Origin of the sequence: Microcoleus sp. T3_A4 (genome assembly GCF_036700465.1) — a bacterium.
GTDB lineage: Bacteria > Cyanobacteriota > Cyanobacteriia > Cyanobacteriales > Microcoleaceae > Microcoleus.
Window position 1 is genome coordinate 1 of the sequence record NZ_JAUBOY010000047.1, and the last position, 21,225, is coordinate 21,225.

Annotated in this window: 20 protein-coding genes and 1 pseudogene; 12 read left to right on the plus strand and 9 right to left on the minus strand. The window is 46.4% G+C overall.

Going from position 1 to position 21,225, the window contains the following annotated elements; genetic code table 11:
* Positions 1-324: 324 nt before the first annotated feature.
* Positions 325-534 carry a hypothetical protein gene (locus tag QUA07_RS23320; RefSeq protein WP_333136763.1) on the minus strand — a complete coding sequence of 70 codons (210 nt, stop codon included), beginning with the start codon at positions 532-534 and terminating at the stop codon, positions 325-327.
* Positions 535-669: 135 nt separating this feature from the next.
* Here QUA07_RS23320 and QUA07_RS23325 point away from each other — a divergent pair, with 135 nt between their 5' ends.
* The 6 genes from QUA07_RS23325 (at position 670) to QUA07_RS23350 (ending at position 6,249) form a co-directional block, all read left to right on the plus strand.
* Positions 670-1,014, plus strand: a complete 345-nt coding sequence (locus QUA07_RS23325) for a GIY-YIG nuclease family protein (protein WP_333329803.1) — start codon at positions 670-672, stop codon at positions 1,012-1,014.
* 593 nt (positions 1,015-1,607) lie between these two features.
* Positions 1,608-3,917, plus strand: a complete 2,310-nt coding sequence (locus QUA07_RS23330; protein WP_333329806.1) for a nitric-oxide reductase large subunit — start codon at positions 1,608-1,610, stop codon at positions 3,915-3,917.
* 167 nt (positions 3,918-4,084) lie between these two features.
* A complete protein-coding gene (locus QUA07_RS23335; RefSeq protein WP_333329809.1) occupies positions 4,085-4,348 on the plus strand; it encodes a hypothetical protein in 264 nt (87 codons plus the stop codon).
* Positions 4,349-4,465: 117 nt separating this feature from the next.
* A complete protein-coding gene (locus QUA07_RS23340) occupies positions 4,466-4,948 on the plus strand; it encodes an Hsp20/alpha crystallin family protein (protein WP_333329812.1) in 483 nt (160 codons plus the stop codon).
* A gap of 90 nt (positions 4,949-5,038) precedes the next feature.
* Positions 5,039-5,320 (plus strand): hypothetical protein, encoded by a 282-nt coding sequence (locus tag QUA07_RS23345; RefSeq protein WP_333329815.1) that lies wholly within the window; start codon positions 5,039-5,041, stop codon positions 5,318-5,320.
* A 119-nt stretch (positions 5,321-5,439) separates the two neighbouring features.
* Positions 5,440-6,249 (plus strand): peroxiredoxin-like family protein, encoded by an 810-nt coding sequence (locus QUA07_RS23350; protein WP_333329818.1) that lies wholly within the window; start codon positions 5,440-5,442, stop codon positions 6,247-6,249.
* 136 nt (positions 6,250-6,385) lie between these two features.
* Here the strand turns inward: QUA07_RS23350 and QUA07_RS23355 are convergent, their stop codons facing one another.
* The 4 genes and pseudogenes from QUA07_RS23355 to QUA07_RS23370 all read right to left on the minus strand — a co-directional run bounded on the left by QUA07_RS23355 (position 6,386) and on the right by QUA07_RS23370 (position 8,867).
* On the minus strand, positions 6,386-6,637 hold the full coding sequence (locus tag QUA07_RS23355) for a hypothetical protein (protein ID WP_333329821.1): 252 nt from the start codon (positions 6,635-6,637) through the stop codon (positions 6,386-6,388).
* Positions 6,638-6,782: 145 nt separating this feature from the next.
* Positions 6,783-8,231: pseudogene (tnpC, locus tag QUA07_RS23360) on the minus strand (IS66 family transposase).
* Between the two features lie 50 nt (positions 8,232-8,281).
* The gene (locus QUA07_RS30115; RefSeq protein ID WP_333448672.1) at positions 8,282-8,596 is read right to left on the minus strand and encodes a transposase; all 315 of its coding nucleotides are present in this window, start codon (positions 8,594-8,596) and stop codon (positions 8,282-8,284) included.
* A 40-nt stretch (positions 8,597-8,636) separates the two neighbouring features.
* Positions 8,637-8,867, minus strand: coding sequence for a hypothetical protein (locus tag QUA07_RS23370; protein ID WP_333329823.1), 231 nt, complete (start codon positions 8,865-8,867; stop codon positions 8,637-8,639).
* Between the two features lie 738 nt (positions 8,868-9,605).
* On the opposite strand from QUA07_RS23370, the gene QUA07_RS23375 reads away from it, so the two are divergent.
* Positions 9,606-10,388, plus strand: coding sequence for a DsbA family protein (locus tag QUA07_RS23375; protein ID WP_333329826.1), 783 nt, complete (start codon positions 9,606-9,608; stop codon positions 10,386-10,388).
* Positions 10,389-10,484: 96 nt separating this feature from the next.
* Here the strand turns inward: QUA07_RS23375 and rpe are convergent, their stop codons facing one another.
* A complete protein-coding gene (gene rpe, locus QUA07_RS23380; protein WP_006632078.1) occupies positions 10,485-11,186 on the minus strand; it encodes a ribulose-phosphate 3-epimerase in 702 nt (233 codons plus the stop codon).
* A gap of 245 nt (positions 11,187-11,431) precedes the next feature.
* Here rpe and QUA07_RS23385 point away from each other — a divergent pair, with 245 nt between their 5' ends.
* The 4 genes from QUA07_RS23385 (at position 11,432) to QUA07_RS23400 (ending at position 13,974) form a co-directional block, all read left to right on the plus strand.
* Positions 11,432-11,806, plus strand: coding sequence for a hypothetical protein (locus QUA07_RS23385; RefSeq protein WP_333214506.1), 375 nt, complete (start codon positions 11,432-11,434; stop codon positions 11,804-11,806).
* Between the two features lie 104 nt (positions 11,807-11,910).
* Positions 11,911-13,326 carry an LCP family protein gene (locus QUA07_RS23390; RefSeq protein ID WP_333329829.1) on the plus strand — a complete coding sequence of 472 codons (1,416 nt, stop codon included), beginning with the start codon at positions 11,911-11,913 and terminating at the stop codon, positions 13,324-13,326.
* Between the two features lie 37 nt (positions 13,327-13,363).
* The gene (locus QUA07_RS23395) at positions 13,364-13,495 is read left to right on the plus strand and encodes a hypothetical protein (RefSeq protein ID WP_333329832.1); all 132 of its coding nucleotides are present in this window, start codon (positions 13,364-13,366) and stop codon (positions 13,493-13,495) included.
* 50 nt (positions 13,496-13,545) lie between these two features.
* A complete protein-coding gene (locus tag QUA07_RS23400) occupies positions 13,546-13,974 on the plus strand; it encodes a DUF202 domain-containing protein (protein ID WP_333329835.1) in 429 nt (142 codons plus the stop codon).
* 506 nt (positions 13,975-14,480) lie between these two features.
* On the opposite strand, the gene lpdA is transcribed toward QUA07_RS23400, so the two are convergent.
* Positions 14,481-15,917, minus strand: coding sequence for a dihydrolipoyl dehydrogenase (gene lpdA, locus QUA07_RS23405; RefSeq protein ID WP_333329838.1), 1,437 nt, complete (start codon positions 15,915-15,917; stop codon positions 14,481-14,483).
* A 439-nt stretch (positions 15,918-16,356) separates the two neighbouring features.
* Between lpdA and QUA07_RS23410 the strand changes: the two genes are divergently transcribed.
* Complete coding sequence (locus QUA07_RS23410) at positions 16,357-16,635, plus strand: hypothetical protein (protein WP_333171805.1); 279 nt, start codon at positions 16,357-16,359, stop codon at positions 16,633-16,635.
* A gap of 446 nt (positions 16,636-17,081) precedes the next feature.
* Here QUA07_RS23410 and QUA07_RS23415 read toward each other — a convergent pair whose 3' ends face one another.
* Together QUA07_RS23415 and QUA07_RS23420 are read right to left on the minus strand one after the other, a co-directional pair.
* Positions 17,082-19,361 carry a lipopolysaccharide biosynthesis gene (locus QUA07_RS23415; protein WP_333329841.1) on the minus strand — a complete coding sequence of 760 codons (2,280 nt, stop codon included), beginning with the start codon at positions 19,359-19,361 and terminating at the stop codon, positions 17,082-17,084.
* 166 nt (positions 19,362-19,527) lie between these two features.
* On the minus strand, positions 19,528-21,105 hold the full coding sequence (locus QUA07_RS23420) for a polysaccharide biosynthesis/export family protein (RefSeq protein ID WP_333085514.1): 1,578 nt from the start codon (positions 21,103-21,105) through the stop codon (positions 19,528-19,530).
* Positions 21,106-21,225 lie beyond the last annotated feature (120 nt).

A 21,225-nucleotide genomic window follows, 5' to 3' on the forward strand; every position in this document is an offset into this window, starting at 1 on the left:
AATTGCTTTATAGTCTTTCCATTCAGACTTTTCTCCTTGAGGTCTCCTGAGTCGTACTTTTCCACCATCTGCACTTAGCTCCAAAATATCTGCTCTGGCGATGGGCTGATGGAAGTCTTGATAATGTACTAATCTGGCGTTGTGTTTTAGACGGAACAGTCACTCCCGTTAGATACTTAATATCTAGGGCTGCATGCTGATAAGAGACATTGGCACTCAGTCTTAAGCAACAGTTTTCTAAATGTGGACTCAACCGACTACGGCTACCTATGCCTAGTCTATCTGCTTGCTTCTGGGTGATACTTAAATTACCGAGAGTGCTTTTTAGTGTCTTGATTCTTCCGGCTTTTGTACCGGTAGCTGAGCAGATAAAAAAAAGCCGATATGTGGCGTCACATGAGTCAAAACTTGGTCTCTCACTGCAAGTTCAATATCTTCTAATGTCTGGAAGGCATCAGGATTAGAATCAGCATAAAGGATGGCAGAAATAGCATCTAGATGTGTTTTAATCGCCTGTTGTTGTTCGGGTGTCATGATTCTATCTCAACTGATCCGTGGGAAGAGAGCATAATTATCGCCTATTTTACTGATGATAGGTAAAAAAGTGATTGTAGTCTTTATCAGTATTTATACTCATAACATAAGTGACACGCTCCCAGGCGAATTCTGGTGAACGCGCTCTACTTTTTAGAGGTCAAAGCCGACGGGAACACGTTCTACAAAATTGGGATTACCACTCGATTGATCGAGGAGAGAATCGCGGAAGTGCAGCGAGATGTGAAAGCGCATTACTCGGATGTGGTTGTCAATTTGCTAGGGTTGTGGGAACACCGGGGTAATGTGGAACTGTACTTCAAACACCGCTACAAAGCGTTTAATTACCGCATTGGCAAGCTGACGGAGTATTTTGTGTTTCCGAACGTCAAGCTTGTGCTGAACGATTTGTATGAGATGGAAACAAAAGTGTTGAGTGATGTTGAGTTGGGTGTTCTCACCTTGTGCTCACGCCTGTGACTAAACCTTGCAGCAGTTACGCATCGTCACAGAACTATAAGGGCTTGTGGCAGGTTCATCAAACTGGATAAGGTTAGCAATCGCTACAAGATTTGGAGCAGCTTTCCAAGCGTCTAAGTCTTCAAGATAGCGAATCCCGTATTCGTTTACCGGAACTCTGCTAGCCGACGATCTGGTTGCAGTTGAGCACACACTGGGTTCAATGCGAACTGTTCGGTTGTTACTTTCATAGCTGCGACAGCAAGAGTAAAGCATCGGTACAAAAACTTTACTTTGGACTTTCCCTATCACACTTCACTCTTAAGATAGATGACTAAAACTTAAAGGTTTTAAAAAAGATTATTTATGTTAGATCCGCTTTGAATCTAGTTTTACTTCCACCCTTGCGATTACCTTGGTCGCCGGCAAAGGAATTGAACAGGCAGCTTCGGAAGTAATAAATTTTATTGCGAAACTATTTTAGTTGATCAATTTTTTTTCCATCACCAAAATCTTATCTTACTCTTGTAGTAGGTCGGCTCTGTGGTCAGAGCCGATGCTCAAAAAGCGAAGAATATCCTTGCCTATTTAATATTGTTTTTAAGGTGAAAGAGATGACAGATTCTCAGATAGCCAGTCCTGAAATACTGGCACCTCCTCATAGACGATTAGCCCTGGGTCTTCCGGCGTGGCTGGTGCTAATCTGTATCATTGCTTTTACCGCGCTACTGGCAGCAGGGGCTGCCATCTGGAAAAATGCTCCCCCTTTACCCGATGTGATCCAGTCTCCAAAACAGGAGATTGTGATCACAAAAGCACAGATTCAGGATGGTCAAGCCACCTACCTAGCAAGGGGTGGTCAGCACATCGGCAGTATTTGGGGACATGGTAGCTACCTCGCCCCCGACTGGACAGCAGATGTATTGCATCGCTGGGGATTAGCCACCGCCGGGGTTTTGCACCACAATGACCCAGCGATGAGCCAGAGTGATTTAGAAGCATTGCCTGCACCAGAACGGGCGGCTTTACAAGCGAGAATCAGTGAGCAATTCAAAACCAATCGTTATGACCCGAACACCCATGAATTGCTGCTGACCGATGCTCAGACACAAGGACTAAAACAAGTCTTTGCGGACTATGAACACCTGCTGACCTACGGTTCCGTCATCCACTCGATTCCGCATGGCTGGTTTAAAGAGCCATCCCAGATTCATGATGTCACGGCGTTCTTTGCCTGGACTGCCTGGGCCGCTGCCGCCAATCGCCCCAACGCGACTTTTTCCTACACCGCCAATTGGCCCCACGACCCCCTGATTGGAAATGAACAACCCGGACAATTCATTCTGTGGTCAATCATTTCCGTGGTGCTGCTGATTGCCGGAACCGGTGGATTTCTACTGCTTTACTTGACTCGTGAAAGTGTAGACGATCTCCAGTCGGTCACCACTCGTCCCACCGTGCGAATCCCGACGGCCAGCCAGAAAACCACCTCACTCTTTTTTGGTGTGGCAATGGCACTATTCATGGTGCAAATGGCGATGGGAATGGTAACGGCACACTATGCCGTTGAAGGCGATAGTTTTTATGGCATTCCCCTAGCACAATTTCTTCCCTATGCGGCATCCCGCACTTGGCACGTGCAACTGGCGATATTTTGGATTGCTACCTGCTGGTTAGCTGCAGGACTTTACTTTGCGCCACGCTTTGGAGGCATTGAACCGAAAGGTCAGGCGGTGGGAAACCTGGTGTTGTTAGGTGCTTTGACCGTTGTAGTCGTGGGTTCCCTTGTGGGGTCATGGGCTGCCATTCAAGGGATTCTTGGCGTTGAAGATAGCTTTATGTGGGGGCATCAAGGCTATGAGTATATTGAGTTAGGGCGGGTCTGGCAAGTTCTCCTGATTGTAGCGATGGTGTTCTGGCTATTCCTGATGTACCGTGCCTTCCGTCCGGCTTTACAACAGGAGAAAAGCCCGACAGGATTAAGTCACTTTTTCCTCTACAGTGCGATTACGATTCCCCTGTTCTACTCGGTGGGACTGTTCTACACAAACCGGACTCCGTTGAGTATTGCCGAATACTGGCGCTGGTGGGTGGTGCATCTGTGGGTAGAAGGCTTTTTTGAAGTGTTCGCCACGGTGGTGATTGCCTACTTATGTAGTGAGTTAGGCTTCTTGAAAAAGTCCTCAGCATTACGGGCAACTTATCTGACCACAATCCTCTACTTGGGTAGTGGTGTTGTGGGAACGCTGCACCACCTGTATTTTTCGGGGACTCCGGTGTTTATTGCGGCAATTGGGTCGGTGTTTTCTGCCCTGGAGGTGATTCCCCTCACCTTGATTGGCTTTGAGGTGTTGCAAACGCTGAAGCTTTCACGGGAGGCGGAAGGTTTCTATCGCTGGCCCCTACGGTTCTTTATTGCTACCTGCGTTTGGAATTTGGTGGGGGCAGGGGTGTTTGGTTTCCTGATCAACCCGCCGAGTATTCTCTATTACTCCCAAGGCTTGAATACAACCGCTATTCACGCGCATGGAGCGTTGTTTGGGGTGTATGGGTCGCTGGCGTTAGCACTAATGTTGTTTGCCCTGCGCGAATTTACGCCGGAATCGGTATGGAATGAGAAGCAGCTAAAGTTCTCGTTCTGGTTCCTGAATATTGGTTTGGTGGTGATGCTGCTATTTGGGCCGATTCCGAATGGTTTTTACCAGCTTACCCAGTCGATCAATTACGGAACTTGGTATGCACGGGGTGAAACGGTGATGGGTTCCCAATGGATGCACTGGACGGTTTGGACAAGGGTTCCTGGTGATGTGATCTTTTCTGTTGGGGCGTTGGCAATGTTTATCTTCGTGGTGCGAGCGATTATTGCGATTTTCCGCACTCCCAGTCTACCAAGTCAGGAAAAACCTTATCCCACTGAAGGCTAAATCTGGTTTTTTAGCTTCAGGATTGTGGTCAAATTTTTGATTTTCTTGAGAATCCTCGAAATTTTATTTCGGGGATTTTTCTTTCACAAAGCTGACTTTAATGTTTAGGTTTTCTCGCCACACATTCGATACTTTGTTTTTAAGAGGGCGATTATTCGAGATCCCTCATGAGCGCGAGCGATGACTATAGGAAAGCAGCGATCGCCGACAAATCACGTCCTTACCCTGCTACACATCACCCGCACCGCATTTTGGTACGGTTGGCAACACCGCCGATACTTCCCCCGACGCTCACACGCCAGCAGAGTTCACTCGGCAAGCTCATCATGGCGTTGCCAGAGCATTTTCGGTTTCTAGGAATAGCTTTGTACGGTTTTCTTCAATGCGAAGTATCCCGATTGTTTCGCACTAATTCTGGCAAATACGACTAACCAAGTGGGGTTATCCTGACTGTTCCTCCCACTTAGAAAGCGGCATCATGATAACTGTAAGCAATGAGCTTCAACCCAAACATTTCTTATAAAGCATTACCTTTGAGGTGACACATTATGTTGATGCGCTACTGGCAACCCTTCACAGAAATTGAAACCATCCGCGAGCAACTAGATAAAGTATTTGACCAACGGACAGCAACGAGAGATAACTCAGAAGCCACTTGGATGCCAGCTCTAGAATTGGTTGATGCTGGGGACAATTTCCTATTAAAAGCGCAACTGCCTGGAATTGACCCCAAAGACATTGACGTTCAAGTCACTCGCGAAGCAATTTCTATCTCTGGCGAACGTCGTTACGAAAACACAGACGAAAAATCTGGCTACGTCCGCTCAGAATTCCGCTATGGCAAATTCCACCGGGTGCTTCCCTTGCCCGCACACATTCAAAACGACTCTGTGCAAGCTGAGTACAAAGATGGCATTCTAACGCTAACCCTGCCCAAAGTGACTGAAGCTCGCAATAAAGTCGTCAAGATTAACTTAGCCGAAATTGCTGGAACTCCAGCGACTCCCGCTTTGGAACAGGCTAACCAATAACGATGGGGTAAGCGTGTTTAGTGGTGAACTCAGTACGCAGAAAGGCTGTGCTTAATTGAGTGAGGTCAATTTTCCTTTCATTGAGCCTGATTGGATTTATCTAACAACAACGGAACTGGAAAAGTTGATACCGGGAGCGACCATTGCTCTCGGTATTCTTTATGTAAAAAAGCCGAGCGAAAAGTTAGCTACAAATGCCGTGAACTGACGCTGATTCCAGTTAGTCTGTCAAAATATTTCACGCTTGTCGGCACCAATTTTATTGAGTCTGCTCTCGCAGAGAGAGCATTGGCGATCGCCGGACAGCATCAGCTTATCTGTGGTAAAGTAGCACAGCTAGACAGACCCTGCCAGCTCAAGCGCAATAGTTAAAGCGTCTCAACCAGGTGATACATCAATTCCGAAAAGCGGCCCGATTTGATGTGAGTAAAGCATCTGTCCAACAACTGATTATTTTCTACTTTCCCAATTCCTTAATCGATAATTAGCCAATGAATATCCATACCCTCTTGAGCCAAACCGAACGCCAACGGGTAAGCGATGGAGCCGTTTTACCCATCTTGAACGGTTGCGATTCCTCTATGAGGCAATTGGTGCTGTTCTTGCCACAATTGGGAGATTTCGACAGCCTTGAATATGCTTGGTGGTTGCAGCGGGACGCTCAACGGCTGGAAACACAAGGGATAGCAATCCGAGCTGTGGGAATTGGCTCACGCTCATCGGGTCAGCGATTCTGTGGCTATACAGGATTTCCTGCCGACTGTTTGTTTGTAGATCCCAGTGCCCAACTGCACCAAAAACTTGACCTGTATCCAGGTTTATCGTTAAAACTACCCGGTTTATCGGCTGCTATGAATGCTTACCTCAATCTATTGTTCATGTGTTCCGGGATTGGTAGCCCTGGCACTCTGGCAGAAGTATGGAGAGGATATCGAGGCGACGCAAGAGCACCTCAATTAATTGGTGATGATGAAATTATTCAGGCTTTCCCTCTTCCACCCCTCAAAGGCTCCACTTTCCGGTGGGCAGGTGGCAAAGGTTTCCAGCGTCCATTTGAATTGGCAACTTTACGGCTGCGGAATATGGGAGAAGTGCTGAGTCATTGGAAAACCTATGTTCCAAATGCTGCTTATCTCACTCAACGAGGCGCAACTTTCTTGTTTAATGCTGAGGGAGATTTAGTCTACGAACATCGAGATCGCGCCATCCTTGGTTTCGCTGCTGATATGAGCAATCCCCTGACATTTCTCTCAGAAATGGTGGGTGATGGAGACTCGCTGGGGCAGGGCGATATGCACTAACTACCGCCCTTATGGTGTGCGGCTGGCAGGGGGTAAGAGCGGTCGATAGCGAATGGGCATGGGCTTACGGATAGGGGGATTCATGCGATCGTACTCAATCCCATCATTGCTGCTGGCAATTTCTTGCTTACCATATTCATCCTGTTCCTCCAGAGTCCAACGGGAGCACCTCTCCTTTCCAATTGAACTCTACCCAACCATGTCGCCCCGGTTCTTCCCGCCCTTGTCCGTCAACTAGCAAATGCACAAAGTAAAGTTGATTGGTTGGCTCAAGACCACCAAGAAACCAGTTATCGTCAATCTCCGCCTTTACGTTAGCTTCATCAAATTGAATGCCAACTTGTGAAAGCGTAGCCATCGCCATTTGCCTTAAAGTTGCCTGATCCATCCCCTTTTCCTCGTGATTGAGAGATGTCAACCGCAGCCACTGAGGCTGTGAACTTCCTCACCCCTAACATTACTAAAAACCCAAACCAAAACCCCAACCCGCCCCGCCCTGCCCAAACTCCCCGAATGCGAAATCTTGTAAGGATTCAGGTCTGAAAGAAGGGAATAAGCTCAGGCCGAGCCAAGTCACAAGAATGGGCCTCTAGAGCCTCACGGAAAAAAGCCATTACTGAACGAGCTTGAAAACGACAGGTTTGAATCACACTCAGCAGATTAGCCGTTTCCTCAAATCGTTTCATCCAACGAGAGCCGCCAGAAACTTTCCGTTTCGTGACAGCTAGCCGTAGGGAACGTTCTGCTAAATTATTATCAGGAGGCACCGAGGGGTCATCCAGAAAATACCACCACTGTTTTGCCTTATCCCGCAAGGATTTGAGTAACAAACCTGCCGCATAACCAACTTGGTTCAACCAAGTGGCAAGGGCTTTATTCAATCGTATTTTGAAATCCTCAGCCCAGGAGTCGTAGATAAGTTGCTCCTTCGTCTTTCGCCAGGACTCATGGGATCTAAAAGCTTCATCAATTAATGACAGAAATATTTGAGCGACTGCTGCATTATTATTGTGACCCGGAAGTCCCAGCACTTTCTTGAAATGCCGCCGTAAATGAGCCAGACACTTCTGTTGGGCGGAGACTTTCCCACCATTATAAACGCTGAAATCATCTGAGCTTAAGACTCCAGCAAATTCTTTACCCAGCATGGTTTCTAGTTCCACACGGCCCCTGGTATCTGCGGCATGAAATAAACAGAATCCTTCTCCACTAGCCGTCCATAGCCATTCTTTAACCCCCATCACACACCGGGGGCGTTTCATCTACATGAACGTTTGATTGTAGAGGTGTCCATTCCCACAGTGCTTTGAGCGCTGGTTTGACTGCTGCTGCTACTCGTTGATTGGTTTTTTGGAGTGTTCCTACTCCTACTTCAATCCTGCCGAGTTCCCACAATAACGAGCGTCAGCTTGGAGTAGGAAAGATGCCCATAATTGCCAAGCCAGACTAAGAGTGCTTGGAGATTAATGCTCAAGTCAAGTCAAGGAACTATTCAAGCGGGGTGGTTCTCCTCTGACTACTGCACCACATTCTAGGCATTTACACGATTGTGTCTGATATTCGACGACTTCAATTGGTTTTGCTACTAGACTTGCTACTTGCGGTCTGTGGATGTTAATTACTTCACTTAATTCTTGACTACCACAATTTTGACAGATGTTGGGTGAGCTAATTTCTGTTCTGTCTACTCGTCCAAACCCTTTTCGGGTTTTTCCCTGATGACCCGGTTGTCCGCCTGGTTTCTTTTTTGGGTCTGCTTCTGGTTTGACTGTTGGTTTCTCTGGTTTTTGGAGTAGATCCGTTGATGGGGGTTTGGATGAAGTCTGACTGGTGGTTCGACTTTTGCCCGTAGCAATCGCTAGTTTTTCTTGCAATTGTGCAATGATTTTTTGCAGCCCCAGTACCATTTCTACCAGTTCAGCTTGGCTCCACTGCTCGATTTCGGTTTTTTCTTTCTGTCTGGTGGCTGCGGGCTTTTTCATTTGTTTATTTTACCAGCTTTTGACACTTAAGTCTTTTTTGACCTGAATCCTTACGAAAACACAAAATATTTGGCAGATGAATGACAACTAGAGAGTTCATATTTGGCTAGATTTAAGGCAATCAGACTGGCATTAAAATGAAAATCAAGCGGTGGTAAATGACGAGCTTGATAATCAGACAATCCCGTAAAGTGTTTAGCATCACGAAAAATAAATTCGATTTGAAAACGAGCCTGATAATATTCAACAATTTGCTCAGGTGGTAGATGAATATCAGTGCTAAATAATAAAGTATTTTTGATTTGACCATTGGCTGGAACCTCAGAAATACAAGCCCAGCTAATTTGGCAATTTAAACAACAAATCGCTTTCTACTAATGTATATAATGAAACTCCCGGTTTTATTTATTTAACAAACTTAATACGACTCAGATCTTGGCAGTCAACCTTGTCATAAACTCTTGTGATATCAAGCTTTGAGCTTTGAAATTCCTGTTTTTTGCTAGATTTTTTTGACCAGCTATTCTTCGGTTTTTGTTGCAGTTTTTTCAGGGGCTTTATTTGAGGACGTGATGGAGTCTGTTGCACGCTTAAGCTATAAGATAAACGAGTCTCAATTTCGACAATAGAAATCACATAAATTTCCAATCCCTGTTCCGATTTACCAGCTACACCATTATAAAAATAAGCCTTTCCGTCAGTTTTTCGGCCACTTTTTATTAAAAAATAACAATCAATAACAGCAATGACTGTGTGTTCAGGATTTAAAGCTTGTTCGAGGAAATATTGATTATTAAATTGTGGAAAATTAAAGCTTTTGAGAAAGTGACGACGCTAGGTTTTTTCGCTCAAACAACTATAACGACTGAGATTTGTGAAGTTGACCTAGCCATAAGCCAGCAAGATAGTTGAGAATAAAGTGATTAAAAACTTCTTTTGGGGTTGACTAATCCCTGGCATTTGTTGTAAGATGGATTCAATGATTTTCATAAGGCAATCTGTTGAGCTTGTGTGTTTTTATAGCTTAACCGAAAAGAGTGCCTTGTTTTCTGTTGATTTTGGGTTCAGATTGCACTCACTTTTTTCACTTCTCTGCTGCCAAAGCGATCGCCTCCCTCTTTAAAAACTGTCCGGAGTATTGTTGAAGCGACATTATATTATAATAAATTCCCATGATTTAAATATTAATTATTAGGTTAGTCGGTGTTCGTGTGATTCACAACCTTTCCTAATTACCGACTACGAATTACCGATCGCCACTGAATAAATATTGGTCACAGATAAAAACAACTGCACAGCAGTAAACTGCGGTATACCTGACACTCCGCAAAATTAAATGTAGGATTAAGTGTTGCCGTGAATCAGAAAAAAAAGATGAACTTATCCACTATTTGGCGAAAACTCCGCAGCCAGCAAGCCTTCTGCTTGGCTGTACTCCTGGCAGGTTGCCTGGTATTTATCGGTTGTTCCCCCGCACAGTCAACGGCTGGCAATTCAGTCGATCCCAAGTTGAAAGAGCAAGTCTTGCAGGTTATCCGCGAAAATCCCCAAGCAATTTTAGAGTCGGTACAAGCGTACCAGCAACAACAGCAGCAGTCTCTCAAAGCAGCGCAGCAGTCATTTTTGCAGGAGATGAAAACTAATCCCAAATCTTCGATAGGGGATTCTCCCACCACGGGTTCAGCTTCGCAGCAGATTGTACTTTTAGAATTCTCTGACTTTCAATGTCCGTTTTGCGCGCGCGCTCACGATACTGTCAAGCAGTTTATGGCAAAACACCAGGACAAAGTTACTTTAGCTTACAAGCATTTTCCCTTGACTTCTATTCACCCTCAAGCGCTGCCAGCAGCTAAAGCAGCTTGGGCGGCGGGCCAGCAGGGCAAATTCTGGGAATATTACAGCGCTTTGTTTGAAGGGCAGAAAGATTTAGGCGAGCCCTTGTACGCATCGATCGCCCAAAAGCTCAATCTAAAATTAGATAAATTTAACACCGATCGCAACAGCCCCGCTGCAGAAGCCGCCATTGCCAAAGACGTGCAACTCGCTCAACAACTAGGCATTGAAGGCACTCCCTTCTTTATTATGAACGGCAAAACTTTCTCCGGGGCGATCGAGCTTTCTGAGATGGAAAGCATTCTCGCCTCTGTCTCGAAATAAGTAATTCCTGACTCTTAGAAACCGAGTCTAAAAATGCGTTCCCAGCCTGCGTTGGCTGGGAACGAGAAAAACCAGAAAAACTCGAAAAATCTTTGATTAAACCGCAGCCAACTCAGGAGTCGGACGCTTGCTGTGGCGGATACCCTCGATCGCGGCTGCGTAATCATTCGCCTTAAACACAGCAGAACCAGCGACGATCGCATTTGCGCCGGCTTCCAGAACCTGCCAAGTATTGTTCCCCTTCAAACCGCCATCTACCTCAATCCAAGGATCGAGGCCCTTGTCGTCGCACATTTTACGCAACTGGCGAATTTTCGGCAAAACAGCCGGGATAAAACTTTGACCACCAAAGCCCGGATTGACGCTCATAATCAGCACCAAATCGCAAAGTTCCAGCACGTACTCGATCAACTCCAGCGGCGTCGAAGGATTCAGAACCACACCAGCCATTTTGCCCAATTCCCGAATTTGGCCGAGGGTGCGGTGCAAGTGAGGCGAAGCATTGTGTTCCGCGTGAACCGAAATAATGTCAGCACCAGCCTTAGCGAAGTCCTCGACGTACTTCTCCGGCTCCACAATCATCAAGTGGACATCGATCACCTTGGTAGTAACGGGGCGAATTGCCTCAACAATCAGCGGCCCGATAGTAATATTAGGAACAAAGCGACCGTCCATCACATCTACGTGAATCCAGTCAGCCCCAGCTCGATCGACAGCCTGAATCTCTTCTCCAAGACGGCTAAAATCGGCTGATAATATGGATGGAGCAATAACGATGGGTTTTTGGGATTGGGTCATGGCTAAGTCTGTTCTCCTGTCTGCTGTGCTGTATCCAGTTTATCAAAATACGGGTCTCCGGGTCGAAAAGTTGCCAACGATCGGTCGCGAGATGGGGAGGGCAGAAAAATTTTGCCTCTGACAGACAAGTTGGGCGATCGCGCACCACCCCAGCTCTGGGAATTTTGGTTTAGGATATAAATTTTCCCTCTAACAAATAACTTGTGTGCAAAATCTGACCTTCTGCAAATTTTGAGTACCGAATTATGAAAAGAACAGATCCCTTAGAAAATCCTGAACTCGATCGTGCCAGTCTGTTTGTATTAATGATCCCAGTCATCGGCTTTTTCCCCGCCCTGTGGACTCTTTACCGCCGTCAGGGTAGTCCCGAACGCAAAGCCATCAGCCGCTTGGCAATTGCCCTTGCTTTTAGTTGGCTCTTAGGACATATTCTTTTAGAAGCTGGAGCGATTTCTGCGGAATCTCCGACACTTCCCATGTTATTAATGAGTAGCCTGCTAACAACCAGCTATTTCATCGTTGCTCTGGGACTGATGGTTCGCCTCTGGAAGCGTCAACCACTATGGTTGCCCGGAATTAGTCGCTTAGCCGAGCAAGTAGTAGGCAAACATTTATCATAATTTAGGGTTCTTTTAAGCCCCTACCCTATTGATTGAGTGCGTCTTCAGCTTGATACTACATATTGCCATTATCTTTTTTATTTTTGTTGTGTGTGAGGAAGCCAGTGCCAGCTCAAAAAATTCCTAATCAAGACCCTATCCAACAATCCACTGCTCAACCTGCAACCAAAAAAGCTTCCCAGCCCCATCGAGGTCGCTGGCTGGGTTTTGGTTTTGGTTTGGCTGGAGTAGCAATGCTCTCAGCCACAGCCGGAGCATTGCTAGCCGTCTCCCTTTCTACAACGCCGCTTCAGCAACAAAAGTTGAGCCCTGAAGAAGCAGCAGTATTTTCTCAAGGCGACATGGCAAAGCTCAACATGAAGATGCCGGAGCTGACTCGCCCAGTTAATATTTTAGTTTTAGGACTTAAAGTTCTGACCTCTGACATCGAAGGAGGTGTCAACAAAGATGTCGGATACGAGGTTTGGGAAAACTCATTTAAGGGCTTAACCGATACCATGCTGTTGGTTAGGTTTGACCCTCAAAATAAAAAGTTAAGCGTGCTTTCCATTCCGCGAGACACCCGCACCTATGTTGAAGGCAGGGGGGTCGTGAAAATCAACGAAGCTAATTACTACGGTGGCCCGGCTTCGTCAGCGAAGTCAGTCAGCGGACTCCTTGGCGGTGTGGGAATTGACCGCTACGTCACAGTTAATATTCATGGCATAAAAAGTTTGGTCGATGCCCTGGGTGGCATTACTATTAATGTCCCTAAAGACATGAAGTATACCGATAACAGCCAGCATTTATATATAGATTTAAAGGCTGGTAAGCAAAAACTCAACGGCGAACAAATCGTGCAATATTTGCTTTATCGGCACGACGATTTGGGCGACATCGGGCGGGTGCAGCGCCAGCAATTGTTGATGCGGGCTTTTGTGGAACAGGAAGTAAATGTAGGTTTGCTGTCTCGACTACCGAAGATTTTGTCGGTGGTTCAGTCTCACCTTGACACGAATTTGAGTATAGAAGAATTGGTAGCTTTGGCTGGTTTTGCTACTCAAACCGATCGCACTGGCGTGCAGATGTTGATGGTTCCCGGCAAATTTAGCGATTCTAAGGACTACAAGGCAAGTTTTTGGTTGCCCGACCAATATGCCATCGAAACTATGGTGGCGGAACATTTTGACTTCGGCCAAAATACTTGGACAATTGAGAATGCTGATTCGACTTTTCTGAATGTGGCGATTCAAGATAGTACCGGAGATCCATCGGCTGTTGAAGATTTTGTCAATAATTTGACTCAAGCCGGTTATCGGAATGTTCAGGTTTATAAAGCTTGGCCGGAACCGCTGGAAGTAACTACTCTAGTAGCTCAACAGGGCGATATTAAAGGTGCTCAAGCGATTCGCCAGTTTTTGGGTTTTGGAGATGTGCTGGTTGAGAGTACCGGTTCTTTGCAGTCCGACGTGACAATTAGATTGGGTAAGGATTGGTTGGAGAAAAAGGCTCACTCCGGCAGTGCAGCTAAGTCTTTTTAAACTGGGCTTTAACCGCAGTATTTGTAGGGACACAGCAATGCTGTGTCCTCTTATTTTCTGTTGGTATGAGAGGGAAGCGATCGCTTTTTGTCGATTTACTGTACTATATTTTTTGGTGATAATGAATCACGATCGCCATAGCGATACTTCCCTCGGCAATCTCAACTGAAACAATAATCAACGAGGGAAAGCTTAAAATATTTTATAAAGGTAGGGTTGATGAACAAGGGTGCTAAAATAGACCGGCAGCGGGAACATCAGGCAAATGAACGCACCTTTCTGGCATGGTTACGAACTTCACTCGCTTTAATTGGTTTTGGGTTTGCAATCAGTCGGTTCAGTTTATTTCTCCGTCAATTTCAAGCTACAGTGACTCAGCAAGAAGTTTCCTCCCCTCCCTTCTTCAACTCAGAAACTTTAGGGCTGAGTCTGGTCGTTTTTGGAATTGCGGTCATTGCCTTGGCCGCATGGCGTTATAATCGAGTTTTCTGGCAAATTGAGCGAGGTGATTATCGCCCAAATCGTGTGCTAGTTTGGATTCTGACTGGAGTTGTAATGATTTTAGGAACGTTAAGCATTCCGTTGTTGCTATGGCGAGAGCGCGGAAATATAGCTCCCACTTCAACTCCTAAAAACTCTCAATTCTAAGTTAACCCGATCGCTTAGCTAAAGTGGAAATAACTGCAACCATATCATTAAGATTTTGTGCATCTAGATTGTCTATGGTGTTCGAGAGATGGGGAGAGAGTTTGATGGGGAGAGAATTTGACGATTTTCGATCGGGTCATCGAAATATACAATTTAAATACTGTACAACTTACAAGCGGAAGCAAGTGAAATGAAGTAATTAGCTGTCTGTTTATGGACGAACAGCGATTTATACATTACAACGAGCCTTTATTGAGGAATATTCGCCAAGAGGGAATGTCATTTCTTAATAAGCCTTTGACGGGCGGGCAGGATGCCCACCCCACAAAAAAACTTACTCTTTGTGGAACAGGCATCTTGGCGGTTCTGGAGAATACTAAAAGATTGCAATTGCGAGCATTTTCATCTCCTTTAACTTAGTCTACCACCGCCCTCAAACAGAATAGTTAAATCCCCGACTTCTTCAAGAAGCCGGGGATCTAAAACAAGAAAACAGCCCCTACAGATTAATGACTACCCGCTCCAGCCGCCCGTTTAAACGCCTCATCCAACACTTCCGAAAGCGTCGGGTGCGTGTGCACTCGGAATGCCAAAGTGTTAACAGAATCGCGCTGGGCGATCGCATTTGCCGCCTCCTGAATCAAATCCGAAGCGTGCAAACCGAAAATGTGAACTCCCAACAACTCCCCAGTATCTTTCCGGTAAATCACCTTAGCCATACCGTCGGTTTCACCCTCCGCAATAGCCTTAGAATTTCCTTTAAAATAACTCTTGACAGAACCGACCTCAAACCCTTCAGTTTTTCCTAACTCCTTCGCCGCAGGTTCAGTCATCCCCACATAGCTAATTTCCGGGTGAGTAAACGCCGCCGCCGGGATACTCAAATAGTCAACTTCGCGCGCACGGCCACAAATATTTTCCACTGCGGCAATTCCCTGAGCAGACGCAGAATGCGCTAACATCATCTTGCCATTAACATCGCCGATCGCCCACAAATTTTGCACCGGTTCTCCCGCCGCCAAAACCTGCATCTTATCGTTAACTGGGATATAACCGCGCATCGTTTCCACGCCAACAGTTTCTAACCCCAAATTCTTGCTCACCGGCACCCGACCAGTTGCTACCAAACAAGCGTCAACTTCCAAAACTTCGACAACTTCCTTAGTTTTGAAATCAGCTAATTCAATAATTACCGGCGAACCAGGAATAATCTTCTTGGCCAAAACACCTACTTTTGTTTCAATATCGCGGGGTGCAATTAACACTCGTTCTGCTAATTTAGCAATATCCGGGTCAAAAGTCGGCATCAATTGGTCTAGAGCTTCAATCATCGTAATTTCGCAGCCCAGGGCTGTGTAAATATCCGAAAACTCCAAACCGATATAGCCACTGCCAATAATTGCGATCCACTTCGGCAGCGATTCCAACCTGACAGCATCATCGCTGGTAAATACAGTTTTGCCGTCAATTTCTATCCCAGGGGGGACGAAGGGAACCGAACCGGGAGCGAGAATAATATCCTTGGCGGTAATAGTTTTCTCGCCTTTATCGGTTTCGACGGTAATTTTTTGAGCACTGGCAATTTTGCCCCAACCTTGGATGACATCGACGTTCAAACGTTTGAGGCTGTTAGTCAAGTCGCCGCGAAGTTTGCTAACAATAGTATTAGCGTGATTGGCGATCGCCCCGCGATCGAAATCCACACTGCCCAATTGAATACCCAAAGTCTTTAGGTGGTGGGCATTCCGCAAATCTCGCACTCGCCCGGAAGCCGCCAACAGCGCCTTCGAGGGAATGCAGCCGCGGTTGACGCAAGTCCCGCCCATGTCGCCCGCTTCGATAATTGCCACTTTCAGCCCGCAGCTAACCGCGTGTATCGCCGCGCCGTGTCCGCCCACGCCAGCGCCGATAATTGCTAAATCGTAATCAAATCCCTGAGTCACCTTAAAATCTCCTAATGCCTTTGAAATCTTAGGACTCAAGCAAAAAACACCGTCTCTGGGTCCTTTCCGGGTGGCGCGTTGCCATCGCAACCCTTGAACAGCGGTAATAGTTGCATAAGTCCTGTCTCCTTATTCTCGACTAGACTAGGGTTAATTAGACAACGAAAGAGCCGTAACTGAGATTTTTTCAGGGTCAATGATTTTGAGCTGGGTCTGCACCAAGTCTCAAATCACTCAGTAGGCGGGTGTAGAGTTAAATATAGTTTGAAGGCTGACAATGCCCGCTACAGGTTTTATAAGGGGCAGCAAGTTCAGCAGCAGGCATTCCACCGTCCGGTTAAATTGTGTCCGCTTGCTTGTTTTAGTCGGGTTTTCATGTCTGCACGCCTTGGGGGCGGGCAGAGTTTGCTGGCAACTTTTAGAGTCTATGGAGTGGCTTATGACGGATGACGACGACCAGAAAGATTTACGCCGGGCCTCGGCTCAATCATTTTTTGAGTCCCTGGATGAATTGTTCGATTCTATAGAATCGAACAGCACTCAAGCTGCACAACCGAAATCTCCACCGCCTCCGGCTAAGTCTTCGAGTCAGTCTTCGAGTTTGCCGAAGAAGACTAGACCTGCGAAAATTAATTTGTCGGATTTTGAAGATGCGATCGCCGATTTGGAACAGTTTATCCAGAGCAAACACCAGAAACGCCCGGAATCGAATCAATAGTGCGATGATACATTTTCAAGTAATGACTGTTGACTGTTGACTGTTGACAAGTGAAAAATTTTAGATTAATGTTTACGCTCCCAGATGAATCTGTGGAGTCAATTTTTAATGTGAAATTCGGTAGCATAGGAATTATTCATCTCTCTGTTCTCTGACTCTGTGTCCTCTGCGGTTTAATCAGGCCAAAGCAACCAGAATTGATATCAATCTAAAATCTAAAATCTAAAATCTAATAGCATAGAAATGATTCATCTCTCTGTTCTCTGACTCTGTGATCTCTGTGTCCTCTGCGGTTTAATCATTCCAAAGCAACCAGAATTTGTATCAATTCCAAATCTAAAATCGACGGGCTGTTAACGGTGCTTTCGGCTTAACCTGCTTAGGTTGCACCTACAAAACATTCACATTTGCTGGAGGATTGGTTTACAAGAATCAAGCCACATAAATTAGCTCAATTTACTATTAATAGCCTTATTTTTAGGTTTTGAGTGCTGCGGTAATTGCCTCGATCGCACTTCGATCGCCCGATCGCCGATCGCACTCACAGGCAACTCCCATTCATCAATATCAATATCATTGCGGAACTTCACCGGAATATCAGCACCGTTAATAATCGCTCCCAACAGCCGCGGCCCAGATTTATGCGACTCGTCATCCTCAGATTCCAGCAACTGATCTGCAGCCTCAGACAACATACTAGACAAAGTGTAACCAGGCCGCGCCACCAAAATCATACCGTCCGTGTACGGTTCCAGCGTCAGCGCGTCGTTGCACTCGCTCAATGCCGGAGAATCCACAACCACAAAATCAAAGCGGTTGCGAACATCCTCAAACAATCTCCGCATTTCGCTTGATTCTAGTACGGCGGAGGCCTGTCGCAAAAAGCCGGGACTCGGCACGACGTATAGGTTCTCTACCTCTGGAACCAAAAGGACGCACTCGCTAATATTGCCGTAATAGTGCAAAGGTTCCACCGTCGCCAGAGGATCAGCAGCAATTTTCAAAGATTCAACGTTAGAAGGCGATCGCAAATCTGCTTCAATTAGCAAAGTCCGTTTACCCGATCGAGCCGATGCAATTGCCAAATTGTAAGCACTAAAACTTTTCCCCTCCAAAGGCGCCGCCGAAGTCAGCAACACCACCTTCACCGGTTTGTTCCCGATCCGGCGCAAATTAGTACGCAACCGCTCGTAAAATTCCAAATAGGGAGAATTTGCCTCCAGGGCCAGAGGCATTTCATCGGCGTAAGAATCAAACACCGTCACTTCAGGCAAAACTGCCAGTATCGGCACCTCTTTTTCCACCAAGGCCGCCCGCACTTCTTCCCAACTGTAAAACTTGCCGTTGAGCATCCCCAACAAAAATATCAACCCGCCGCCCAGCAGCAATCCCACAAATCCTCCCACCGCCAGCATCACGTGCAAACCTCTTTTGTTTGACTCAACGTCATCAGTTTGCGGAGATTGGGCGATTCTCAAACTCCCCGTTGTCTCAGCTACCGCCGCCTCAGCATCTACCAAAGCCGACAGCATCTTGTCGTAGAGAGCTTTTTTGAACGCCACTTGCTGGGCTAAACGGGCTTGTTCTAACTGCTTGTTGGGGATTGTCGCGTGTTCTCGACGCAATTCTTGTTCAGTTTTCTCGATTCCTTGGAGTTGCTGTTGCACCGTATCCCGCTGCGTTTGCAAAGCAATCAAAGTTTGAGCTAACTGCTGTCTGGCCGGATCTAAAGAAGAGTCTACCCGAATTCGATCGGCACTTCTGAGCGGAGCCGCCACCCCGTTACCGCCGAGTACCTCAGACTGGCGCTGCTGCAACTGCTGCTCAAAAGCAAGTTTTTGTTTAAGCAATTCTACAATTTTCGGGTGTTCCTCCTGCAAGTCGCTGCGGAGAATTTTGAGCTGAGATTCGATCGAAAACAATTGCACTCGCAGTTGGGCAATAATTGGATCGGCAGAGAGTGCTTGAGCGACGTAAGCTTGCTCCACATTCAATCCCAAGCGATCCTGCAAACTGTTAATTTGAGCTTCAATTCCTCCCAACTGCACGCGGAGTTGCCGCTGCTGCTGTTGGATGCTGGTAATCGCTTGCGGCAAAGCACCGCTCTGAGCTGCTAAAATTGAAGTTCCTTCTCGTTTTTCGTAGGCTTCAAGTTTTGCTTCCGTCTCTCTGAGTTCCTGAGTTACTTTCGGCAAACGCTGGTTGATTTGGGTGATCGTTTCTCGCAGTCTAGAAGTATTAATATTTTTGCTGTGTTCCACCATTTCGTTCATCAGCGTCTTTACTACCGCTTCTGCTTGTTTACGATCGGCATTTTTGTACAATATTTGAATCAAAGCGCTGGGGTCATTATTCTTACTGGGCATCTTTATTTGCACATCTTTTCCCAGCTTGTCAGCCAAAGCTTGTACTTTTTCCGCTTCTTCTTTGTTTAATTTTCCTTCGGGTTTGATGAGTTTTTTTGCTGCTGGTTCAACCACCCTTGTATCCAGCAGCATATCTTTAGTTATTTCTTGTCCTTCCTGTTGAATTTTAGTAGTAGTCGATGAAAAAATCACGCTCGGTCTGTCGTAAGCCAGCGTACCTATGGCAACGTAAACTGGCGCCGCCTTTGGCTGCATGGCCACTACTCCCGACACGCCCACAGTCACCGCGAGAGTAGCCAGTCCCACCCACTTGTATTGGTCAAAAGCAATTAAATAACGTTTAACAACGGATAAAGTCATGACGATTTTAGATTTTAGATTGCTAATTCTTAACGATAACTAATGACTGCTGACTAATTCTACAAATCCCCCAAAAACCTTAGAACTTTCGGTCTGTGATTAAAACCCATATCGCCTAAGTCATTCCCCATCTTAAATCTAAAATCTAAAATCTAAAATGGTATGACTACCTATCATTACGTGACGGGCCGAACAAATCTGTTACTCCATTTCTCAACTGCTCAAAGAACAGAATAAATCCCAAAGTATCCCGGAATGGTCGAGTAAAAGTATTGATTACATAACCAATGCGCTCTACCAAATTCCTACCAATCACAATCACATCATTATCTTCGAGCATCGGGTTCTGAGAAACATTGCCCTCCAAAGCAGCTTTAGCATCTATCGAACGGTTGATTGCTCTACCTTGCTTTTCGTCGAACCGAATCAGGGCTATTTTCCGCAAGTCAGCAAGATTAACAGGCAAGTTGTTGAGAGCATCCAAAAACCTGCTGCCATTTTCTATGTAGAACGAGGTCAAACCACCACTAGCGTAACTCAAAACTCGAACGTAGATCCTGGGCTTAATCAAAGTAGACCGCGAAACCAGAGCTTTGTCGTAGTCTAGGTTTTTGGTACTAGCGTCCAATTCCGGGATGACAATCACATCTCCCGATGCCAAAGGAAAATCGAACAAATCGTTACCGTTTGCTAGGGGAGTGTAGAGGTCGATTGGTTCCTCCACCGAGGAGCCGTTCATCAGCGTCCGCCGCACTCGCACCTCCCGCAAATCGGCTTTTCCCGTGACTCCCCCCGCAATCACCAAAGCAGCCGAAATTCGACCCGAACCCGCCGGAAGCGTGTAAAAACCAGGTTTGCTTACTTCTCCGGTGACAGTGATTTGGACGGGGACAGCAGCAGCAGCGAGGCTGTACCTGGATGCTAAATCTTGATCGGATTTGCGATCGGGCGTAACCTGTTTATACGGTACGACGATCGCATCTCCATCTTCCAAACGCAAATCCGGTGGAGCAATACCAGTTTGCAACGGTGTCAAAATATCAACAACTTGCTCCGCCACAGCACCTCCCGGCAGAGTCCGCCGCACCCGCACCGCCCGCAGTTCCGCCGTAGGATTAGTCCCAGCAGCAGCCGCCAAAGCAGCAGGAAGCTGGGGGGTTTGCAGCGGATAAAAACCCGGTCTAGCAACTTCCCCCGTCACCGTCACCACTACGGGGCGCTGAACCAGCAAAGCAGCCGAGACTTGAGGATTTTTGATAAATTGGCCAAAGCGCTCCCGGAGGCGCTGCTGTGATTCTTCGACAGTAAGACCACGCACATTTACTGTTCCGATTAGCGGCAGTACAATTACGCCTTCAGGGCTGATTGGACCCGTAAAACCTAGCTCTGGGAAGCGTTGAACTTGAACAGAAATCTGGTCTCCCGGCCCGAGGCGGTAGGGCCGATTCCGAAAAGCTGGGTTAATATCCCGGTTGAAATTGGCAGGGGGCGGTGGCGGTAAACGCAATGGCGGTGGCGCCACGAGGCGCTCGGAACCAGGAACAACAGATTGAGCTAAAGCCGTTTCCGAAAAATTTTTGCTATTAAAACCCCAGAATACAGCAGCAAAAGATAGAGTCCAAGCAGTTGAATGCAGGCCTGCCAAGTAAAAAGCGAGGCGATTTTTAATAGTGGATTTTTGCCGCATTTTCAGAGGATTTAAAAAAGTAATATTTTGAATAATGGTCTGACTTGTAAGTTTCATCTAAATATAGCGACGAGAAAAAACAATAAGATATTTTCGGGGCGAGTTGAACCCGGATATTTACTAGGAATCAGTTGATTTTGGCAAAACCTCCCCACCCTCTAGGCTGATTTATTTGCA